11 protein-coding genes and 1 tRNA gene are annotated in these 19,656 nt (G+C 63.2%); 4 read left to right on the forward strand and 8 right to left on the reverse strand.

From position 1 onward, the window contains the following. Positions 1-247: 247 nt before the first annotated feature. Together puuE and HDIA_RS12195 are read left to right on the forward strand one after the other, a co-directional pair. Positions 248-1,159, forward strand: coding sequence for an allantoinase PuuE (puuE, locus tag HDIA_RS12190; RefSeq protein WP_099556415.1), 912 nt, complete (start codon positions 248-250; stop codon positions 1,157-1,159). A gap of 18 nt (positions 1,160-1,177) precedes the next feature. Beyond that, a complete protein-coding gene (locus HDIA_RS12195) occupies positions 1,178-1,984 on the forward strand; it encodes an SDR family NAD(P)-dependent oxidoreductase (RefSeq protein WP_099556416.1) in 807 nt (268 codons plus the stop codon). A gap of 5 nt (positions 1,985-1,989) precedes the next feature. Here HDIA_RS12195 and HDIA_RS12200 read toward each other — a convergent pair whose 3' ends face one another. The 3 genes from HDIA_RS12200 to HDIA_RS12210 all read right to left on the reverse strand — a co-directional run bounded on the left by HDIA_RS12200 (position 1,990) and on the right by HDIA_RS12210 (position 12,859). Further along, on the reverse strand, positions 1,990-3,375 hold the full coding sequence (locus HDIA_RS12200) for an aminotransferase class I/II-fold pyridoxal phosphate-dependent enzyme (RefSeq protein WP_245884254.1): 1,386 nt from the start codon (positions 3,373-3,375) through the stop codon (positions 1,990-1,992). Positions 3,376-3,390: 15 nt separating this feature from the next. Further along, a complete protein-coding gene (locus HDIA_RS12205) occupies positions 3,391-10,908 on the reverse strand; it encodes a type I polyketide synthase (RefSeq protein WP_197708135.1) in 7,518 nt (2,505 codons plus the stop codon). A gap of 328 nt (positions 10,909-11,236) precedes the next feature. Further along, positions 11,237-12,859, reverse strand: coding sequence for a peptide chain release factor 3 (locus HDIA_RS12210; protein WP_425432937.1), 1,623 nt, complete (start codon positions 12,857-12,859; stop codon positions 11,237-11,239). On the opposite strand from HDIA_RS12210, the gene HDIA_RS25590 reads away from it, so the two are divergent. Further along, the gene (locus tag HDIA_RS25590; RefSeq protein ID WP_162292587.1) at positions 12,852-13,424 is read left to right on the forward strand and encodes a hypothetical protein; all 573 of its coding nucleotides are present in this window, start codon (positions 12,852-12,854) and stop codon (positions 13,422-13,424) included. The genes HDIA_RS12210 and HDIA_RS25590 overlap by 8 nt on opposite strands. An 82-nt stretch (positions 13,425-13,506) precedes the next feature. Here HDIA_RS25590 and HDIA_RS25720 read toward each other — a convergent pair whose 3' ends face one another. Then, positions 13,507-14,247 (reverse strand): hypothetical protein, encoded by a 741-nt coding sequence (locus HDIA_RS25720; RefSeq protein ID WP_197708136.1) that lies wholly within the window; start codon positions 14,245-14,247, stop codon positions 13,507-13,509. Positions 14,248-14,759: 512 nt separating this feature from the next. Here HDIA_RS25720 and HDIA_RS12230 point away from each other — a divergent pair. Further along, on the forward strand, positions 14,760-15,527 hold the full coding sequence (locus HDIA_RS12230; protein ID WP_162292639.1) for a pentapeptide repeat-containing protein: 768 nt from the start codon (positions 14,760-14,762) through the stop codon (positions 15,525-15,527). A gap of 112 nt (positions 15,528-15,639) precedes the next feature. Here HDIA_RS12230 and HDIA_RS12235 read toward each other — a convergent pair. The 4 genes from HDIA_RS12235 to HDIA_RS12250 all read right to left on the reverse strand — a co-directional run bounded on the left by HDIA_RS12235 (position 15,640) and on the right by HDIA_RS12250 (position 19,384). Beyond that, positions 15,640-15,713: transfer RNA gene (locus tag HDIA_RS12235), tRNA-Gln, on the reverse strand. A gap of 297 nt (positions 15,714-16,010) precedes the next feature. Beyond that, positions 16,011-16,463, reverse strand: a complete 453-nt coding sequence (locus HDIA_RS12240; protein ID WP_099556421.1) for a hypothetical protein — start codon at positions 16,461-16,463, stop codon at positions 16,011-16,013. Positions 16,464-16,497: 34 nt separating this feature from the next. Further along, a complete protein-coding gene (locus HDIA_RS12245) occupies positions 16,498-18,039 on the reverse strand; it encodes a peroxidase family protein (RefSeq protein ID WP_099556422.1) in 1,542 nt (513 codons plus the stop codon). A 250-nt stretch (positions 18,040-18,289) separates the two neighbouring features. Then, positions 18,290-19,384 (reverse strand): hypothetical protein, encoded by a 1,095-nt coding sequence (locus HDIA_RS12250; protein WP_099556423.1) that lies wholly within the window; start codon positions 19,382-19,384, stop codon positions 18,290-18,292. Positions 19,385-19,656 lie beyond the last annotated feature (272 nt).

Raw genomic sequence — 19,656 nt, forward strand, 5'->3', positions numbered from 1 at the left:
CATCTGCATCAATTTCCATCACCGATCGCGCAACCGTCATTTCCGACACGAAGGCCAACGACGCGGCCTGAGCCAAATCTAGCAGCCGCCTGTGACACGACGCTGACTGCCGCCAGACGGGAGTCACGCTCTCGGCGGGCCGATCAGCCCGGACGAGAAAAGCAATGACACCGATTGCTTTTATCGCGACAACCGGATTGCATATGGTCCAGCGGCGAACAGATTCCAGTAGGCCGGAGGGGAAAGAATGAACGAGGGCTATCCGCGCGACATGGTTGGATACGGGCGGAACCCACCGCAGGCAAACTGGCCGGATGGTGCCAATATCGCGGTTCAGTTCGTCATCAACTACGAGGAAGGCGGCGAGAACAACATTCTCCACGGCGATGCCGCCTCCGAAGCCTTCCTGTCGGAGATCGTCGGTGCCCAGGCCTGGCCGGGCCAGCGGCACATGAACATGGAATCGATCTACGAATACGGTTCGCGCGCCGGGTTCTGGCGCCTGTGGCGAACATTCACCGGTCGGTCGATCCCCGTCACGGTCTATGGCGTCGCAACTGCGCTGATGCGCAATCCCGAAGCGGTGGCCGCCATGAAGGAAGCCGACTGGGAAATCGCCAGCCATGGCCTCAAGTGGATCGAATACAAGGATTTCACCGAAGAGGAGGAGCGGGCGCATCTCGTCGAGGCGATCCGCATTCACGAGGAAGTGACGGGCGCGCGCCCCCTCGGTTGGTACACCGGCCGCTCGTCAATCAATTCCCTCAAGCTCGTCATGGAGGAAGGCGGTTTCCTCTATTCCTCCGATGCCTATGCCGACGATCTGCCATACTGGGTGGAGGGACCGAAGGGACCGCACCTGATCATTCCCTATACGCTCGACGCCAACGACATGCGCTTTGCGACGAGCCAGGGCTTCAACGCGGGCGACCAGTTCTTCAACTATCTGAAGGACAGCTTCGACGTCCTTTATGCGGAAGGCGAGGCCGGATCCCCGAAGATGATGTCCGTCGGCCTGCATTGCCGCCTCGTCGGACGTCCCGGTCGCGCCGCGGCGCTCGCGCGTTTCCTCGACTACATCTCGTCGAAGGAAAAAGTCTGGATTCCGCGCCGCATCGACATCGCCTGGCACTGGACGGCGCATCACGCGCCGAAATGAAGAACTGAGCAGGATTGCATGAGCCTCCCGTTCCGATCGGTCATCCTGACGGGTGCCAGCAGCGGCATCGGCCGCGCGGTTGCCCTGTCCCTGGCACGGCCCGGTCTGAGGATGGGACTTGTCGGCCGCGATGCGGCGCGTATGGACGAAATCGCCAACGCCTGCCGCGATCGCGGCGCCGAGGTGGAAATCGGGCTCATGGATGTGCGCGACCGGCCGGCCCTGGCCGGCTTCATCGAGGACTTCGATGATCGGTCCCCGGTGGATCTGGTGATTGCCAACGCCGGCGTGACGGCCGGTCTCGGCCCGGATCGCTCTCCCGAACATCCGGACGAAAGCCGCCGTCTGCTGGAGATCAACTACGGCGGAATGCTGAACACGGTCGAACCGCTTCTCGCCCGCATGCAGAAGCGCCGCAATGGCCAGATTGCCCTGGTCAGTTCGCTGGCGGGCCTCAGGGCGCTGCCCGACATGCCATCCTACAGCGCCACGAAGGCGGCCGTTCGGGCCTATGGCATTTCGCTGAGAGGATGGCTGAGGCCGTTCGGCATCAAGGTCACGGTCGTCTGTCCCGGCTTCGTGACGTCGCCGATGTCGGCTCGCCACTCCGGCGCACGGCCGTTTGAAATCTCGGCCGAAAAGGCCGCGGGGAAAATCGTTTCGGGGATCGCGGCCGGACGATCGATCGTCGTCTTTCCGTGGATCCTTCTCCTCGGCATGCGTCTCGGCGGCCTGCTGCCGCCGGTCCTTTCGGACTGGTTCATGCGGCCCTTCGAGGCCTCGGTCGTTCCCGATGGCGAGTTGGACCGCAAGACGAAAGACTGAAGAGTTCAGCGGGCGCTGAGTTGCTGCAGCACCGATCCCGCCGACCGGACGATCTCCAGTTCCTCGGCGGTGATCCGCACGGCGTCCGAAATCTCCTCACGCGTGTGCAGCGACGTGATGAAGAAGCGAAGACGCGCCGCCTTCTCGGGAACGGCCGGATAGATGATGGGCAGGGCGTTGAGACCGCGCTCATAGATCCGGTGAGCAAGCACCGCAGCCTGGGCCGATCCGCCAACGATGATCGGACAGACCGCGTAGCCCTCCGAAAGGCCGACGTCGAGACCAGCATTCTTGGCCTCCTCGACAAAAAACTGCCCGTTCTCGTGCAGCTTCGCCACTCGCCATGGCTCTTCGAGCATCAGGTCGATCGAGGTGATGGCCGCGGCGGCGAGTGCCGGAGGCAGGCCGACCGAATAAACGAACCCCGGCGCCTTCACCTTCAGGAAATCGACCAGCGCCGACGTGCCGGCGATATAGCCGCCGCAGCCGGAGAGCGTTTTCGATAGCGTGCCCATCCAGATTTCGACGAGCTTGGGATCGATGCCCGCGTGCTCCGCGATGCCTCGACCCGTCTTGCCGAGGACGCCGATCGAATGCGCCTCGTCGACCATCAGCCAGGCGTCATGCGACGCCTTGACCTCGATGAAACGGGTCAGGTCGGGAAAGTCACCATCCATCGAGTAGAGCCCCTCGATGACGATCAGCACCTTCTCATACTGATGCCGCACCTTGTCGAGGGTCTGGGAAACGAATCGCCAGTCATTGTGCGGGAAGCTCACCCGCGAGGCACCGGACAGACGGGCTCCTTCCGCGATCGAGTTATGAATGAGCGCATCATACATAATGAGGTCGCGGGGCCCGAGCAGCGTTCCGATCGTGCTGACGTTGGTCGCATGACCGCTGACCATCGCGATGGCGTCCTCGACACCATGCAGTTCAGCAATCTTCTCTTCGAATTCCCTGTGGATCGGACGCTCGCCCGCCACAAGGCGGCTGGCCGAGACCGACGTGCCGTAGCGGTCGATCGCGGCCTTGGCCGCCGCATTGACCCTCTCGTGGCCATTGAGGCCAAGATAGTTGTAGGACGCGAAATTGAGGAAGGTCCGGTTGCCGATCATCGTGGTCGCGGCAGCCAGTCCCTCGTGGGACCGAAAGAACGGATTGCCGATCCCCATCATGTCGGCGGCGGCCCGCTGCATGCGCAGTTCGCGATATTCAGGCAGCGTCGAAAAGTCGAACGGCTTGACCGGTCGCCGGCTGGTTTCCGCCTTCGCGGCATGGGCCGGCGGCGCCGGGCGCGGGCGTCGATTGCGATTGGCCTCGCGCAGGTTCGCCATCAACGCTTCCTTGGACGAACGCTTGTCTGAGGGGCCGTTCTTCTCGTCGCTCATTTGCCTCGTCCAGTCTCAGATCAGCCGCTTGGTCTCGGCGCTGCGCTCTTCGATCGCAGACATCGCCGCGCTGACATCGATGCCCTCGTCCTCGGCGACATGCCGGGCCGCCACGATCTCCGCGTCACCCGACAGCGCGCCCTCGCTTCCCTGGACGCGCTCGACCACGCGCGTGGCGATGGCGCTGAGCGTCGCGCCGTTGGCCAGCGATAGCAAGGGAATGTCGAAACCGAGCTTCTGCTCGGCCGCCATGCGCAGCTCCAGCGCCATCAGAGAGTCCATGCCGATTTCGGTCAGCGGCCTGACCGGATCGATGTCCTCGAGTGGCAGGCGCAGGATATGCGAGATTTCGTCGGCGAGAATATCGCAGACCAGCTTGATCGCCTCGCGCTGCGGCAGTTCGGCGATCTGCCGTCCGAGCTCGCCGTCTCCTGTCGACGCGGCAACGGAATCGTCGACGTTGCGCATGACGACCTCGGCCAGTGGCGTTGCCATGATGGCCAGTTCGCGCTTGGCCGACGCCCAGTTCATCCGGGCATAGGCAATCACCGGATCGTCGAGACCGGCGTCGAGCGCAAGGTGCAGTCCTTTCAGCGCCTGCCTGGCCGTCAGGGCCTGTGCCCCCATCCGCATCGAGAGCATGGCGTTGACCTCGGCGTTGCGGGCCAGATAGCCGACATCGGCGATGGCACCCCAGGCAACGGTCAGAGCCGGGAGACCCGCGGCATGACGCTGGCGGGCGAGGCCTTCCAGATAGGCATTGGCGGCCACATAGGCTGCCTGACCGGGGTTCCCGATCAGCGTCGTTGCCGACGAATAGAGAACGAAGAGATCGATGGGCAGGCCACGGCTTGCCGCGTCGAGATTCGACGCACCGGCGATCTTCGGTGCCAGCACGCTCTCGATCCGCGTTGCATCCAGATTCTGGAACAGTGCGTCGTCGATCACCATCGCGGTGTGCATGATGCCCTTGAGCGGCGGCATCTCCTTCGCGATGGTTTCGAAGAGCTTGTCGACTTGCGGCCGCTCCGCCGCGTCGCAGGCATAGACACGGACTTCGGCGCCCGCGCTCTCCATATCCGCGATGACCGCGCCTGCGGTCTCCGAGACAGTGCCGGAACGGCTGACCAGCGCTAGGTGCCGGGCACCTCGTTCGACCAGAGAACGGGCCGTTTCCACGCCGAACCCGCCGAGGCCGCCGACAATGAGATATGTCGCATCGGCATGGATCGGCGTTGGCCGCTGCCCCGGCGCCGGCATCATCTCCGGCGGGCGAACCAGAATCTTGCCGATATGACCGGACTGCTGCATCAGCCGGAAGGCATCGGTGATCCGGTCGGCATCGAAGACCCGGTAGGGCAGGGGCGAGAACACGCCTTCCTCGAAGCGTTTGACCAGATCGTCGAAAAGCCTCGTCGCCAGCTTGGGGCGCCGGGTCAGGAGCTGATCGGCGTCGACGCCGAAATACGACAGATTCTGACGGAACGGCCGAAGGCCGATGCGGGAGTTGGCATAGTAGTCGCGCTTGCCGAGTTCGACGAAGCGCCCGAACGGACGCAGGACTGCGATCGAACGTTCCATCGCCTCGCCGAAGAGCGAGTTGAGCACGACGTCGACGCCATCGCCGCCCGTCAACTGCATCACCTCGTCGTGGAAGGCCAGCGACCGGGAATCCAGCACATGGTGGGCGCCGAGCATGTCCAGCAAAGCACGCTTTTCCGGCGACCCGGCCGTGGCAATCACCTTGGCTCCGCGCCAATGGGCGATCTGCAGGGCCGCAAGTCCGACGCCGCCGGCGCCGCCGTGGATCAGGATCGTCTCGCCTTCCTCGAGCCGGGCGAGGTCGACGAGCGCATAATAGGCAGTCAGGAACGTGACCGGGATCGTCGCGGCGGCTTCCAGGTCGAGTTGGGCTGGCACAGGCGCGACAGCCTTTTCGGCGACCTTCACATGGCTGGCAAAGCACGCGGGCGCAAAGGTGATGACCCTGTCGCCGGGAACAAACCGCGTCACCGTGGGACCGACCCGCGTCACAACGCCGGAGCATTCCATGCCAAGGGTCGCGCCGGCAAAGCCGTCTTCGAGCGCCTCGTCGGGCAGCAGGCCGAGAGCCCACATGACGTCGCGGAAGTTGAGGCCCGTTGCCGCGACCTCGATCTCGATCTCGTCGTCCGCCGGCGCGTGGCGCTCGACCGCCTTCCAGGCAAGCCCGTCGGGCGATCCCTGATGTTCCAGGTCAAGCACCATGCCGCACTCGCCGGTGAGGCGGTTGCGCTCCGCCCGTGAGGCAAAGCCCTTTGCCGGCACGACGCGCAGCACCGAACTGCCCTGCAGGTCGAGAACGAATTCCCGCTCGTCGCCAGGATTGGCAAGAAGACGGCCGAGACGAGTGGCCGCCTCCGCCGGCGCCATCGTCGGGGAAAAATCGACGAGCCGGGTCTCGATGTCCGGATACTCGTTGATCAGCACGCGCCCGAGGCCCCAAAGGGCGGCCGACACCGGGTCGTGACTGGCAACGCCAGCCCCGCCGGGGGCCACGAGCCAGAGCCTTGCCGGCGGCTTCATCGCACCGTTGAGGATCGCGTGAATGACCATGGTTGCCCGCAGGACCACCTTGGTCGGCCAGCCGCTGATCGGCCTCATCGCGGGCAGAAGGACCAGATCCTTGGCCGAACCAGCCGCAAGAAGGTCCTTCAACCCGCCATCGCTGTCGGAACCGACCGCATCCAGCCGGCCGGCACCGGTCTCGTCCATATCGCCGACGGCGAGAAGCACCTTGCGGTCTCGCCGGGACAGATCCGAAGACAGCGCATCGGCGAGAGCCTTCGACAAGGCATCGTTGCCGACCGCCACGATCAGCACCGGATCGACGAGTTCTTCCTGCGTCGCCGCCGATTTCGTCGGCATCTTTGCCACAAGCAGGCTGGTCTGGCTGCCGGCAAGGGCAATCGGACCCCAATCCGCCGTTTCGAATCCTGCCTCGATCAAGCGTGCGGTTAGCGCCTCCGCGCCGGCAACGGGACCGATGGGATGGGCGCCAACGAGGGTATCGCGCCACCAGTCCGTGGCCGTACCACCGACGAGATCGGCGAAGAACGCCGGCTCCGGTTCGGCTGAAATGAAAAGCCCGCCTCCAGCCAGAAGCTCGGGTGATTTCGAAGCAATGTCATCCCGGGACGGCGTCGCCAGGGCGCCGATCGAAAGAACGACGTCGAAAGCCGACGCTTCGTTCAGTTCGTCGATCGTCAGGACCTCGATCTGCGGCTCTCCTTCGAGCCGAAGCTTCAGTCGCTCCACCTTGTGCGGATCGGCATCGGAGACGACGACACGGGTGACCTTGTCACCTCCCTGCGCAAGGAGACGGGCAACATGCGACGCGCCACGCCCGAGCACGAGAGCCCGCAACGGACGGCAGTCCGGCCACGTGCCCAGCAGATCTTCCGCCACGGTCGACGCCGCCTGAATCAGCGCTTCGCCAGTCTGCGATCCGGTCGCGAAATAGTCGGTAAGACCCGCGGAAAGTCTGGGGTCGTTTCCATCCTCAAGGCCGTCTGTCAGGATTTGCTCAAGCGACGTCGAAAGACGCGAAAGCACCGCGACTTCGGCAATCCGCTTCGGATGGTCGCCAAGCAACGCCTGGATGACCGTGGAGAGCGCCGGATAGGGACTTTCGGCCGCAAGGGTCCAGATGCCGTCCTGCGAACACTCGGCCGCCCCGTCCTCCAGAACCGCGTCCAGTATCCTGCCAAGGAGCGGCAAGGCCGTCTCGTGCAGGCGTCCGTCGCCCGCCAGTGCCACTGGATCCAGACGGCGATCGTCGCTCGCGAACCGCTCCAGAGTGGAGAAAGCCAGAGACCGGCTGGCGGCATCGATGAGCAGATCGGCATCGTCCGGTTCGCCATAGTCGGATGCGACCAGACCGAGGGCCTGAGCCCGCCCGAGCGTCGCAGCCTCCCATGCCTCTCCCGCGTCAACCACCTCACCGGGCTCGATATGGCGCAGAGCGGCCACCCGGAACGCGAACTCGTCGGGATGATCGGGCCGCGTCAGATGAACCGACTTGAAGCGACAGCCGTCAGCGACGGCAACAACGCTTCCGTCAGCGGCAATCAGCGTGAACTTCGCAACGACCGAGTGGCTCGATGCCTTCTCGATATCGATGAAGGCGCCGACCGGCGTCGCGCCGGCGGCAAACAGCCTCAGACTGCCGATCCGCACAGGCAGGAACGACGTTCCCGCAACCGGGGCGACCAGGCGGGTGATCAACTGGAAAAGACCGTGGAAGCTGGCATCCAGCAGTGTCGGATGAAGGCTGAACTGGCTGTCGCCGACGTCGCCGGCCGCTGCATCCGAGAGAGCGACGTAGATCGACCGCTCCCCGATCTCATAGACACCCTTCGCCCGCCGGAATGCTGGTCCGTAGTTGAGGCCGAAGCGCTGCGTCTGAAGGTAGAGATCCTCGCTGGAGAGTGACGGCGTGCCGGTCGGCACCGTCCGCTCGTCCCGCGGCGCCGTCTGAACCGGAGCCTTTGCAACGCGACCACGCACGTGAAGTGCCCAGTCATCGCCGGAAAGACGGCGGCGGCTGCCGATCTCGATGACCTGATGGGCCATGTCGATGTCGACGCGCGTCTCGCGCGTCGATCCGTCCTCGATCAGCATCGGCCGAAGAATATCGAAATCGAGGACTTCCACCATCGAGTCCGGACCGAATTCCTGCCGGGCCGCAGCCAGCGCCATCTCGGCGAAACCGGCGGCCGGATAGACGGTCGCATCTTCGACCTTGTGATCCGCCAGCCAGGGGACCAGGTAGGTGTCGATGAAGGAAAAATAGGGGCCGGTGTTGAATCTCGACCGGCTGCCGAGAAGCGGATGGTCGTCGTCGTGTCCAAAGACGTCGAACGTTTCGTCCGAGGCCACGGGACGATAGGTCTGGTTCTGCCACGCATAGACCGGCAGATCGATCCCAAGCGGCAGGGCAGGGCCGAAGAGCTTCTCCATGTCGATGGAGGCGCCATTGGCGAAGGCCCTTGTCGCGATGCCGCCGATGACGTCCTCGCCAACGCGGTCGGATTCATCGAAGCTGGCGAGCGCAACACCGGGCTTGCCGATGGCCGCCAGCGAGTCGGCAACATAGTTCTGCAGAACCGGCTTCGGCCCGATCTCGACGAAGACCCGCATGTCCAGCGCGGCGAGTTCCTCAACGGCCGCCCGGAACAGAACCGGACGACGCACATTCTGCCACCAGTATTCCCCATCCAGTTCCCGGCCGTCCAAGGACCGTCCGGAGACGGTCGAGATGAACTGGACCGGTCCGTCGGTGGGCGCGAGATCGCTCAAGGCGTCGACGATGTTGTTGCGGATCGGCTCGATCAGGGCGCAGTGGAAGGGATAGTCGAGCTTGAGCTTGCGCATCGCCCAGCGCTTCTTGCGGGCGAACTTCGCAAAGGCATCGATCTGGTCGTAGCTTCCGGACAACGTGACGCTGCGAGGACTGTTGTCGCCGGCGATTTCGAGACCCGCAAATTCGGGAAGCGACAGAGCTTCGCGCGCCTGATCCGCCGATACCAGCAGGGCCGCCATGCCGCCGAGGTGGCGCGTGACTTCCTGGCAGGTCGAGCGCACATGAATGAGTTCGACCGCCTGCTCCAGCGAGAGAGCTCCGCAGGCCCAGGCCGCGGCAACCTCGCCGACGCTGTGGCCCGCCACCGCGTCGGGCCGCAATCCGCGGCGGGCGAGGGCTTGGGTCATCGCCACCTGGATGGCGAACAGCAGCGGCTGGGCCACCTCGGTACGCTCGACGTCATTTTCCAGATCTTCGGAGAACAACGTCGTCAGGAGCGACCAGCCCGCGACGCGCATGAAGAGCCGGTTGATCGTCTCGAAGGCCTGCTGGAAATCCGGATCGGTCTGATAGGCGGCCATGCCCATGCCAGCCCACTGCGAGCCATTGCCGGAATAGAGGAAGGCGACTTTTCCGTTCCGCGCCGTCGCCTGGGCCGAAATCGCACTCCGTTCGCCGGCAAGGAACGCGTCGAGGCCCTTGACGAGGTCGGATTGGCGGTCACCCGGCACGACAACGCGATAGTCGAGATGATCGCGCCGATAGGCAGCCGCATTGGCGATGATCCGCGCCTCGCCGTCATTCGCCGCGTCGAGACGGTCGCGGTAGCGCTCGGCCAGAGCCTTCAGGGCTTCGCGCGATCGGGCACTGACGACAAGCGGCGCCTGGAACTCCGGCCTTTCGCTCGCCATAGTGGGAACAGCCTCTTTCAGCACGACATGGGCATTGGCTCCGCCAAATCCGAAGGAGTTGATGCCGATATGGTGCGGGCCTTCGCCGACAATCAGCCGCCCTTCGCTGACGACCTCGAGATTGAGCCCCTCGAAGTCGATATCGGGGTTGGGCGTATTGAAGTGCAAAGATGCGGGAAGCCGGCCCTTTTCAAGTGCGAGTTGCACCTTGAGCAGGCCGGCAAGACCCGATGCCGATTCCAGATGACCGATGTTCGTCTTGACCGAGCCGATCGGCAAGGGAGACGTCCGGCGCCGGCCGAGAATGGTACCGAGAGCATTGGCCTCGATCGGATCTCCGGCGCGCGTTCCCGTGCCATGAGCCTCAACGTAGGCCAGCGAGCGCGGATCGATCTCGAAGCGCTCGTAGACCTGTTCGAGCAAGGCTGCCTGCTGCTCGGTGGAAGGAAGCGACAGCCCGGCGGTACGACCGTCCGAATTGATGCCGGACCCGACGACGAGACTGCGAATGGGATTGCCGGCCGCACGGGCAACGTCGGCCCGGCGCAGGACGATCGCGACCGCGCCTTCCGATCGCACATACCCGTCACCGGCGGCATCGAACGCACGGCAAAGCCCTGTCGGGCTCAACATGGACGCCCGCGAAAAGCCGACGAAGGCGAAGGGCGACAGGAGAACATTCACACCCGCGACGACGGCCGTGTCGATCCGGCCGGCACGGATGGCCTCCAGTGCCTCATGCATGGCAACGATCGAGGACGAACAGGCCGTATCGACCGTGAAGCTCGGGCCCCTCAGATCGAAAATGTAGGAAATGCGATTGGAGACGATCGAAAGGGTGCTGCCGGTCATCGACTGCGTATCGCCGGACCCCGTATCCACGATCAGCGAGTGCGAATAGTCCATGCCGGACGCACCGACATAAACGCCGGTCTCCGTTCCTGCGATGTCGGACGGCCTGATGCCGCTATGCTCGAAAGCCTCCCAGGCGACCTGCAGCAGCAGACGTTGCTGCGGGTCCATCTGCTCGGCTTCACGGGGCGAAATGCCAAAGAAAACAGGATCGAAGCCCCAGATATCCTCGATCTGGCCGGCTGCCCACGTGTAGCTGCGCCCAACGACACCCTGGCCCGGATGGCCGAAGCGGCGTTTCGACCAACGATCCGGCTGGACCTCGGAAATCACACATTCGCCGCGATCGAGCAGCCCCCAGAATTCGTCTGCTGTTGAAGCCTTTGGAAGACGGCAGGAATATCCAACGATGGCTATGTCGTTCAATGTCATCTCACAAAGGTTCACTCATGTCCGTCACCGTCGCCCGCATCGCGATACCGCGATGGCAAATCCGATCGGCGCCGGGCCTTCGATCACGTCCGGCATCTGCAGAAACACGGATCTGCAGTAAACCACTATGCTTATACCTTCTGTCCCGGCAAATGCTACGAGGTCCGAAGCGTTCGGAATCAAAGCATCATCCAAACAGTTTACCCCTGCTTCGATGCATACCTGCAACTACAAAGACTCTAATCCGAATGTGGCGTCAGACAAACCGCTCGCGTGAAGAACACACATATCGTTCACCGTCACCAACCGGTCAGGCAGTCCGTCAGGCGGATGGCCGTGCCTGAGTTTCCTTGATGTCCGCGAAGCGGATCTTCGGCCACTTGTCCCTGACGTAGTTCAGCGCATAGCCCGACGTCGACAGAAGAACCGGATCTCCGTCCACATCCTCGGCCGTCGCGCTGCGATTGGCAGCCAGGAATTCGTCAAGCTGCTTGCCGTCCTCGGCCGCAATCCAGCGCGCTAGGGTGTACTGGCTGCCTTCAAAACCGACCGTGAGCCCGTATTCGGCCGCAAGACGGTTCTGCAGCACGTCAAGCTGCAGAGCACCAACGAAGCCGACGAGGGCAGGGGAGCCATCGACCGGCCGAAAAACCTGCACAACACCTTCCTCGGCAAGCTCCTGAAGGGCCTGCTTGAGTTTCTTCGCCTTCATGGCGTCTTCAAGGCGCACCCGTCGAAGAATTTCGGGAGCGAAGTTGGGGACGCCGACGAAGGTCAGATCCTCACCCTCGGTCAACGTGTCGCCGATGCGCAAGGTTCCATGGTTCGGAAGCCCGACGACATCGCCCGCGTACGCCTCGTCCGCGATATGTCGTTCCTGGGCGAAGAAGAACTGCGGCGTGTGGAGGCCCATCTGCTTGCCGGACCTGACGTGGCGGACCTTCATGCCCCGCGTCAGCTTGCCGGAACAAAGGCGGATGAAGGCAATCCGGTCGCGATGGTTCGGATCCATGTTCGCCTGGATCTTGAAGACGAAGGCCGTCATCTTCGCTTCGTTGGCATGGACCGTCCGCTTGTCGGCCGCCTGATCGCGCGGCGGCGGGGAAAATCGCGCCAGACCATCGAGGAGATCCTTGATGCCGAAATTGCGCAGCGCCGATCCCCAGTAGACCGGCGTCAGCGTTCCCTCCCGGAAGGCTCCCAGATCGAAGGGATTGCATCCGTCGCGGACGAGTTCCAGCTCCTCGGCGACATGGTCCATGTTGCGGGACGCCAGAAGGTCGGTGAGCGCATTGTCGCCGATCATGTCGTTGTGGTCGTCGCTGGTCTCGTTCATCAGCCGGACCTTGCCCGTCTCGATATCATACGTACCGAGAAAGTCTCGTCCGCCACCGATCGGCCAGGTCATCGGCGCGGTATCGAGCGCCAGCGTCTTCTCGATCTCGTCGAGCACCTCGAAGGGATCGCGCGTCTCGCGGTCCATCTTGTTGATGAAGGTGACGATCGGAATGTCCCTGAGGCGGCAGACCTCGAAGAGCTTGCGCGTGCGATCCTCGATACCCTTGGCCGCGTCGATGACCATGATCGCGGCATCGACCGCTGTCAGCGTGCGGTAGGTGTCTTCGGAAAAGTCCTCGTGGCCCGGCGTGTCGAGCAGGTTGAAGACGTTGCCGCCATATTCGAAGGTCATCACCGACGTGACGACAGAGATGCCCCGGTCCCGCTCGATGCTCATCCAGTCGGAACGTGTCCGGCGACGCTCGCCGCGCGCCCTGACCTGACCGGCAAGCTGGATCGCGCCGCCGAAAAGCAGCAGCTTCTCGGTCAGCGTCGTCTTGCCGGCGTCCGGGTGCGAAATGATCGCGAAGGTGCGGCGGCGGGAAATTTCCTGGTCCAGTGCATCAGGTCGGTCAGCCGCCTGACGTGCGGTCTCGGTCATGGTCATCGTCTGGGCTTTGCCACATGTTTGCGCCGATATTGCGGACATCGCCGATCCCGTGGAATCCGACGTCGCAAACCGCATTGCCCACATGGCACGATGCTTTCGGCTTATTCAGCCACGTCCCTTACTGTGTCTGTCTTCACCATTCCAGAAAAAATCGTCCAATATGGCCGGCGGAGGGGATGATTGTCCTTCCGCGTTGAAGATTGACCGCAAGGCTTCGGCGAGCAGCCAGGCCGCATGCAACCGACCTAGGTCGGTGAAGGCGCGAATACATCAGCGATGCCGGCAGAAGATCATGGCATGTCGAGCCTATGCCGATCCGAAAGTCGTCCAAGCCACCGATCAAGCCACGAGGCAGCCCATGTCCGACATTGGCGGCATCTTCACTCCGGCGGATATCCTGTTGATGATCCTGGTCGCCTGCAGTCCCGGCGCGCTAGTCGGCGCCGTGCTGGGAGCCATCCTGCGCCCCGGCAGACGCCTGATCGCGGCGCTGCTCGGGGCAGTCGCCGGCTTTGTCGCCGCGTTCGTCGGCTGGTTTGTCTATCTGGAGGTCTTCAAGTGACGCGACGGCAGAGCGTCGGTGCGGCGCGCGGCATCGAATTGCCGGCGCGCCGCCCGATGATAGCGATTGAGGGTACCGCCTCCTAAGGCGACACGGTCCCCCTGAGGTTGCCGGCATCCGTCACTTCGATCTCGGAAGAATCGGCGAGCGCGATAGCCTCGGCCAGGCCTTTTTCTCCCCCGTCATACGCCTCGATGGCATCGGCGATCTCCGGGTCCAGCGTCGCGAGCCGCGCATTAATCGCTTCGACGGTCTCGGCGGTCAGCGGCTTGTTGGACGCCAGTTCCAGGGCCGCCTTGACTTCAGCCAGCGAGGCCTCGTCGCCTTCGCCTGCGAGATAGGCGCCCAACTCGTCGGCATATCCCTGGGCAACGAGACCGATCGCCGAATTCGGCGCCGCATTGGCAAGGGCCTGAGGCGAAGCGTGCATGAAACCATTCAGCTTGCCGAAGGCGCTGGCCATTTCCTTGGGTTTCGGCACCGGCTGAACATCGAGCGCCTTCCTGGGTAGCGACTCCGACTTCAGCTGCGCCGTCTTGGCAGACTTTGAACTCTTCCTGGTCGCCGACGCCGTTTGGGATGATATCGACGACTTGGAGGATTTGGAGGACTTGCCGTGCGACGATGCGGACTTGCCGTGCGACGACGATGAGCTCGAATGACTGCCGCCGCCCCCGTGGCCTCCACCTCCACCGTGGCTTCCACCACCACCTCCTCCGCCGCCGCCACCGCCGCCACCTTTTCCGGCATAAGCCGGCGTCGTGGAAACCATTGCGGCAACAAGGGTTGCGCAGATGATGGTCTTGAGGCTTGCAGAGGCCAATTGAATTCTCCCAAGTTCAGCCAATTCGACTGATGACCGGCCAGTTGATTGGCAATTGTAAAATCTGCTCTAGCTTCGTCAATCGGCGCACCGTGACGTATTTAACTGCAAGTAAAATACAACTGAATATTTCAAATTTATTGAACCAGATGCCTGCGTTCATCTGAAAAAATGTCCGATGAACAGATCAACATGCTCGCAAACGTTGAATCGAGAGCCGCAAAATCGATCCCGAAGTGACTGGGGCGGGAGATATCCGCCTCGCGCCGAACGAACCGCACCATGCGAGAGGCAAGCCTTGGATGCCTGCCGACCGCGCAACGGTGCACCGATGGCGGGGAGCAGGGACGCTGCGGAACGGGACGTCGAGCGCCATCCGCAAGGCTGAGTGCGACACGGACGGGGCATGCGGCCCCTCGGTTCGGTCCGGAACCCGGCGCTTCAGCCACGGCGGCCGCGATGGACTGGCAGGTGTTTTTGCCATAGCCTTCGGACCGTGCCCCAAAGGACGCATGTCCTTGGTTCATGGGATAGATCCGATGATGAAATTTGTTCTTGGCCTTGTTTTTTCGTGTCTTGCCTGCGGCGCCGGTCCAGCATTCGCAGGCTGCAACGACGCACCGCGGCCGGGCGTTGACTGGGCCGGCTGCGCCAAGAAGGTCATCATCATGCGGGGCGCCGATCTGAGCGGCGCGCAACTGTCCAGGGCCAATCTGACCAGTACGGATTTGCGCGAATCGAACCTCGATGGCGCATCGCTCGATCGGGCGAACCTGACGTATACGGCGTTCGGCGGCGCCAAACTCGTCGGGGCATCGATGTTCAAGGCGTTTGGATATGGGGCCGACCTGAGCGGTGCGGACCTGACCTCGGCAAAGCTCGGCTATGTGGAACTCTACCGCGCCGATTTTTCCGAAGCGACCCTCTCAGGGGTCGATCTGAAAGGCGGCAGCTTGCCGCGAGTGAATTTTGCGGACGCCAGACTGCAGGGGGCTGATCTTTCCAAGTCGGACATCATTCGCGGCAATTTCGACGGGGCCGACCTGACCGATTCGAGCTTTGCCAACGCCATCATTGCCCGCGCCTCGTTCAAGGGTGCGGCCCTCGGCGACTCCGACTGGACCGATGCCTATCTTTACAAGACCGAGATTGCCGGCACGGACCTGAGCGGCGTCAAGGGGCTTGAGGAACTCCAGCTCCAGGATGCATGCGGCGATGAAACGACCATACTGCCCCCGGGGATCAGCACGCCGGACAGTTGGCCATGCGTCGATGATTGACACGACGCGCGGGCGACGATGCGAACGTCGGCCATCAATGTGACGGCAACGCCTTGCGACCCGCAAGGCCACGCTCTTCAGGAGCGGGAAACTGATTTCATTGAAAAAAGAGTGGCTGGGGAACCTGGATTCGAACCAGGACTAACGGAGTCAGAGTCCGCTGGTCTACCGTTAACCTATTCCCCAATGCCGGGATCGACTTCGCCTCAGCGAAGGGTCGTGACGCTCGGCGTCCGGTGGCGCTTCGGTAACGGAATCGCCCCAGCCTGTCAACCGCCGAGATGTCTTTGTCAGGCGCATTGCAGGCATGAACAGGGCAGGGGCCGGATTGGTGGCGCCTTGTTCCGCCCTCGCGGCGTTCTGCCAAACCCCAGACTTATGTATGGGAAAACAAATAGTTACCATGTATTCTCCTGCCGCCAGCAGGGTGCCGGCGGCAGGGCGAGATAGTCGGGCCGCGGGGCGGCCGCCATACGCGCGCCGTCAGCGACAGGACGAAAAAACGTAGTCGGCTATGCGCGAATAGAGAAATTCGGTGTTGGTCGGCGCGCGCGGCGTCTTGTTCAGATAGTCGCCGTAGAAGGAGGGCACATAGTTCGGCCCGCCGCCGATCGCGTCCAGTGCTTCGGATTCCTCCAGCGTGCGGTCGAGCAGTTCCTTGTCGGGCAGCCTGAGCTTCACGGCCGACGACGTGCTCTGGAGGAAATCGAGCGCTGCGTCCCGTTCGACGCCGGTGACTTCCAGAATGCCGGCAAGCCGCCACTGGCGACGCTCGCCATCGTAGTGCGGTTGCGGCGCGTTCGGAATGCCCTGCGCCAATGCGCCCAGCAATGCCTCGACGTTCTGCGGGCGCTCGCCGGGCGCGGCCTTGGCGATTTTCGTCAGGTAGAGCCCGACATGCCTTGGCGAAATCACGGTCATCTCAACAGCAGCCATTATCTTCTCCTCCTGTCTGCAAATTTTCAAAATGTCACTTCAGAAATTCGATCAGTTGCTCCATGGAGCCGGGCAGGGCGCCCGGGCCGAAAACCGCGTCCAGCGACGACGGCAACATCGGGGAGCCTTCGATGTCGATCCGATGTTCCTTGAGGCTGGCGAAGATTTTCTCCGCCACGACGACCGAGGCGAGGAAGCCGAGGTGGCGCCCCTCTCCACCGCCTGCATCGACCGGAGCGCCGGCCTCATGCAGCGTGAAGAAGAAGAGCGGCGGATCGATCGCCACCCGTTCCGCGTCGTCATCGGTCATGCCAGACGCAGTGAGCCAGGCTTTCGCAAAGCTCTTGCGGCGGCCCGAATCGAAGGCCAGCCACCCGTCGGCCTCGGCAGGCTTCAGGGCCGCAATCCGCCCGGCGAGCGCCTCGACCTTGAGAACGCCGATGTCGAGCCCGCGGGCGAGATCGCGCAGCACCAGGTCGGACGTCCAGTCGCCGTAGTCCTTCGGGATCGCGACGGCCGGATCCTCGACCAGATTGCCGGCGATGCTTGGCGTCAGCGGCAGGGCCTTCTGCGCGTGAGGTCCGAAATAGTGCCTCCAGTCGATCTTCCAGTGGATGTCCTGGGGAAAGGCATAGGGCCTCTGGCTCGCCGTCTCGGCGAGCATCTCGCGGATCGACTGCATCGGAATGAGATCGTTCACGCGGTAGTCATGCCGGATGAGCGAGTGGCCGAACCGATAGACGGCGTGCGAGAATTCGGCCGGGAAACGGTGGCGATCATGCCCGTGCGGATGATCGAGAAGCTGGCCGTCATTGCGATAGTGGGCGAAGACGACGGGATGCAGAAGCCGTTGCATCAGGTCGTCGGCCACCATCGAACGGTAGACGAAACGGGTGACAAGCCGCGCTGCCTCGAATCGGGCATCGGGCGCATTGACGCCCTCCAGACGATCGAACGCCTTGTTGTGCAAGGCAATGAACAGGGCCGTGATCTGCGCTGTCACCAGGTTGACGTCGTTGCGCGTATCTGCGGCAAACAGGGGCGTCGTCGCGTCGGGATGGAACGGGCAGGACCGCGGCAGGTCGCCCGCGGCCTTCGACTTGCGGAACCGCCCCTGGCGCAGGCGCCAGCGCGCGAGATCGTCATTGCCTTCACCGTAAAGTCCGATCCGGTCCTCGTCCGGCCCGGCTCCATACAGCGTTTCGAGCATCAAGCGCAGGTGGCGATCCTGCGTCTCGGGGACCCGCTCGATCTCGTTTCCATCCGCGTCATAATCGAACTCGCCGCCGCTGATCTTGCTGACATCGTGGCTGACGAGTTGCGCGAAATAGGTGTAGCCGGCCGGCAGGAAGAAGCCCTCTTCCTCGGGTGCCCTGGCCATGACGTCCGCAAGTTCCTGCAGCAGCCGCAAGGACCCGGCAACGTCGCCGGTACCCGAATAGCGCTCCTCCGGCCTGCTCGGACCGAACATCGTGCGAAAATGGCGACTGCGTGCCGGATCCCGGGGCAGGGACGCATCGCCGGTCCTGCGGTCGAGCATGTTGTTATGCTGCGGAATATCATGGGATTTCAGCACGCGGTCTCCTCCCGGCAATTTGGCGTGCCACGCCTGCAGCGGATATCGACGATCCGCATGTGCAAGGGTCGTGGCCTCAAAATCATTGTTCAAAATCACGGGCCCAAATGGCCCCAAACTCTCTTATCGTCGCTTCATAACGTGAATGTGTGGGTTTTTGCAGTTTTCCTGTGATGTCAGTTGTCCGTTCGTGCCGCCACTACTGAAAATTTGAATCAATCTGTCCTCATCCGGCGGATGGCCACCGACATCATTCCAATCCTCCGTTGAGCCTGAGAATCTCGACCATCCGGTCGGCGATCAGGTCGCAAACCTCCTCGGATGGGTGAACCTCGTCGGCCCAGTCCCTTCGCTCCGTCAGCAGGTCGCGATTGTCGATGACGAAAACCCCCGGCGATGCGCCCTGGCCGTCGGGAGCGCCGAACCGTGACAGCGTGGTCACGACAGCGTCGCCGACTCCGATCCCGAACCGTTCCCGCGCGATCGATTCCCGCAGGCCCGCACCGATCATCGCCGCAGACAGCCAGCCGTCCATCGGAATGAAGCGGCCATATCCATGAATCGCGATCCGCAGCCCCGGCGACACAGCCCGAATGCCGCGAATGTAGCGCTCGATGAGAGACTGGTAGTTCGGCAAGGGAAAGCCGCTCGCCGGCACCGGATCACTGAAGCCCGCGACGGCAAAGGCGTCGGACAGAATCGTGCTCGCGCCAATCGAAAGCACATAGGCCGCCGGTTCGCGGCCATAGCGCTTGAGGTTGGCGATCACATCCCGCAGTCCCGGGGCGAGCTGTTCCGGCCTTTCGAAGGTCCGACCGACAGGCAGAACGTTGCAGCATCCGGACAAACGATCGGCGATATCGCGGCGCCAGACCGGATAATGCAGCCAGGAATCGCCTTGCGTGATCAGGATGGGCGAGGGGTCCCCGTCATGGAGGCGCCGCCAGAACTGCCGGGCCGCCCGCTCACGCAGGAGATCGTTGAGAAAGCCGGGAATGGCCGGACACCGGTCGGCGTCTTGAACCCTGGCCGGGGACGGCACGAGCATCGGTTCCAGCCCGAGTTCCGGCACGACGACCGCGCCGAGAAATGGACTGCCGAAGGACTTGGGCATGTCCGGGCTCGACATCAGGGCGACGAGGCGGCCAAATCCGATCTGTCCTTGAACGTCGCCCGCCTGAGCCTCGCCCCCGGAGGTCCCGTCAGTGGCGCTCATCTGCGTTGCGCCATCGATATGCTCGCTCCCGATCGAAGTCCGCGAGGCGTCGATCTTCTGCATTTCAAGGAATTTGTGCGCGGCTTCCCACCACACGGGGAGCCGCCGCGAGACGCTGTGATCTGCCATGTTCTCCAGTTCGCACTTCGCATCCGTTGCCGCCCGCATCCGAGCGAATGCGGCATCGCCATACGAAAGGACAGAAGACTCAATTCCTGACGCCTTCACGATCCTTGTTGTCCGGTCAGGACTGCAACCGATCAATCACACGACCTCCATGTTGTTCATCGGCCCAAGCCCGTGGCCCGAAGAGTAGGCAGTCATCGTCAGCGGAACGTCAGTCCGCCAGAAACGGCGGAGCCGGCTCCACCGACCCTGTGAAAAAAGGGCCGCTCCGCCCC

The organism is Hartmannibacter diazotrophicus (genome assembly GCF_900231165.1).
GTDB lineage: Bacteria > Pseudomonadota > Alphaproteobacteria > Rhizobiales > Pleomorphomonadaceae > Hartmannibacter > Hartmannibacter diazotrophicus.

Coding starts and splice junctions, on each gene's coding strand:
- puuE (WP_099556415.1), top strand. CDS start 248: ATGAACGAGGGCTATCCGCGCGACATGGTTGGATACGGGCGGAACCCA.
- HDIA_RS12195 (WP_099556416.1), top strand. CDS start 1,178: ATGAGCCTCCCGTTCCGATCGGTCATCCTGACGGGTGCCAGCAGCGGC.
- HDIA_RS12200 (WP_245884254.1), bottom strand. CDS start 3,375: ATGAGCGACGAGAAGAACGGCCCCTCAGACAAGCGTTCGTCCAAGGAA.
- HDIA_RS25590 (WP_162292587.1), top strand. CDS start 12,852: ATGGTCATCGTCTGGGCTTTGCCACATGTTTGCGCCGATATTGCGGAC.
- HDIA_RS12210 (WP_425432937.1), bottom strand. CDS start 12,859: ATGACCATGACCGAGACCGCACGTCAGGCGGCTGACCGACCTGATGCA.
- HDIA_RS12230 (WP_162292639.1), top strand. CDS start 14,760: ATGTCCTTGGTTCATGGGATAGATCCGATGATGAAATTTGTTCTTGGC.
- HDIA_RS12240 (WP_099556421.1), bottom strand. CDS start 16,463: ATGGCTGCTGTTGAGATGACCGTGATTTCGCCAAGGCATGTCGGGCTC.
- HDIA_RS12250 (WP_099556423.1), bottom strand. CDS start 19,384: ATGGCAGATCACAGCGTCTCGCGGCGGCTCCCCGTGTGGTGGGAAGCC.